This window comes from Pseudomonas sp. NPDC088429, assembly GCF_044753305.1.
Lineage (GTDB): Bacteria > Pseudomonadota > Gammaproteobacteria > Pseudomonadales > Pseudomonadaceae > Aquipseudomonas > Aquipseudomonas rustica.
In genome coordinates, this window is record NZ_JBIVMX010000138.1 from 1,127 (window position 1) to 3,164 (window position 2,038).

At 56.4% G+C, this 2,038-nt stretch carries 1 protein-coding gene and 1 pseudogene; both read right to left on the reverse strand.

What is annotated here, in order from left to right; translation table 11 throughout:
* Positions 1-64 (reverse strand): annotated as a pseudogene (locus tag ACIP66_RS28380) (hypothetical protein); the annotation flags it as partial.
* Positions 65-163: 99 nt separating this feature from the next.
* Positions 164-1,702 carry a murein biosynthesis integral membrane protein MurJ gene (murJ, locus tag ACIP66_RS28385; RefSeq protein ID WP_053123974.1) on the reverse strand — a complete coding sequence of 513 codons (1,539 nt, stop codon included), beginning with the start codon at positions 1,700-1,702 and terminating at the stop codon, positions 164-166.
* Positions 1,703-2,038 lie beyond the last annotated feature (336 nt).

Below are 2,038 nucleotides of genomic sequence, written 5' to 3' on the forward strand. Positions count from 1 at the left end.
GGCGCAAGTTGTGGAGGCCTCGAACCAGCTGCATAACGCGCTTCTTGCTCATAAAGTGGTCGATTATAACCACACCCGACGGCCGACGACAGGCAACACCGTAACGCAAAGTGAACGAGCCGACAAAACTGCCGGCCCGCGCCCCTCCATAAAGAGAAAAACCTTAGCTCAAGGCCTTGCGATTGAAGTCGCGCAGGCGGAAACCGAGCAGCAGCAACATACCGAAATAGGACACCACGCCCGCCGCGACCAAGGCGCCCAGACGCAGGAAGCGCTCAAGCATGTGCCCTTGATCCCATGGCGGCATGAAATGCATGCCGATCAACAGCACCACGGACATCACCGCCACCGCGACCACCAGTTTGAAACCGAACTTGGCCCAACCCGGCTGCGGCTGATACATCTGCTGCTTGCGCAGCTGATAGAACAGTAGCCCGGCGTTCAGGCAGGCACCCGCACTGATGGCCAAGGCCAGACCGGCGTGAGCCAGTGGGCCGATCAGCACCAGGTTGAACAGTTGAGTAACGACCAGAGTGAAGATTGCGATTTTTACCGGGGTTCGGATGTTTTGTTGCGCATAAAAGCCCGGCGCCAACACTTTGATCACGATAATCCCGAGCAGGCCGACAGAATAAGCAATCAGCGCACGCTGAGTCATCTCGGCGTCAAAGCCGCTGAACTGACCGTACTGGAACAGCGAAACGGTCAGCGGCTCGGCGAGAATCCCCAGCGCCAGCGAGCACGGCAGCACCAGCACAAAGCACAGACGCAGGCCCCAATCGAGGATCCGCGAATACTCGTGACGATCCTTGCTCGCATAGGTTTTTGCCAATGTCGGCAGCAAAATCGTGCCCAACGCCACGCCAAGCACACCGGATGGCAACTCCATCAAACGGTCGGCGTAGTACATCCACGACACCGAACCTGCGACCAGAAACGAGGCGAAGATAGTGTTGATGATCAGCGAAATCTGGCTGACCGAGACACCGAGGATCGCCGGCAGCATCTGCTTCATCACGCGCCACACGCCGGTATCGCGCAGGTTCAGACGCGGCAGCACCAGCATGCCGATCTTTTTCAGGTGCGGCAGTTGATAGAGCAGCTGCGCCAGACCACCAACCAATACCGCCCAACCGAGGGCCATGACCGGTGGATCGAAGTACGGCGTGAGGAACAGCGAGAACACGATCATGCTGACGTTAAGCAAGGTCGGCACAAATGCGGGCACCGAGAAACGATTCCAGGTATTGAGGATCGCGCCGGCCAGCGATGACAGCGAGATCAGCAATATATAGGGGAACGTCACCCGCAACAGATCAGAGGTGAGCTGGAATTTTTCCGGCGTATCGGTGAAACCGGGCGCCGTGGCCCAGATCACCCAAGGCGCCGCGATCATGCCCAGTGCGGTGACGATCGCCAGTACCAGCGTCAGCAAGCCCGATACGTAGGCAATGAAGGTACGGGTCGCCTCTTCGCCCTGCTGACTTTTGTATTCGGCCAGAATTGGCACGAATGCCTGGGAGAAAGCGCCCTCGGCAAAAATTCTTCGCAACAGATTGGGCAGTTTGAAGGCGATAAAGAAGGCGTCTGTCGCCATCCCGGCGCCGAATGTGCGGGCGATAAGCGTGTCACGAACAAAACCCAGAATCCGGGAAAGCATAGTGATAGAGCTGACGGCGGCCAACGATTTGAGCAGATTCATTGAGGGAATTTGTGCCTGTCGATAAACAGCAGGCGAATTAAGCGCCTACTTATGCGATACTCCGCGCCGCAGCAGCACAGAGCCAAAGCTCGCGAGTTTACAGGTCAAGCGCCGGAAATAAATATCCCGCCTCTTTATACCTACCACTTAGCGGAACGATTCAAGTGCCCTTGACAAGACTTCTCTTCATCGGCATGATTCGCGGCCTATTTTGTTTGCTATTTCCTAAAAAGTCTTTCGAGGAGCTCGACGGTGGCCAACTCACCTTCCGCCAAAAAACGTGCAAAAAAGCATTAGAAGCGACGAAGCCACAACGCAACCATCCGTACCATGGTA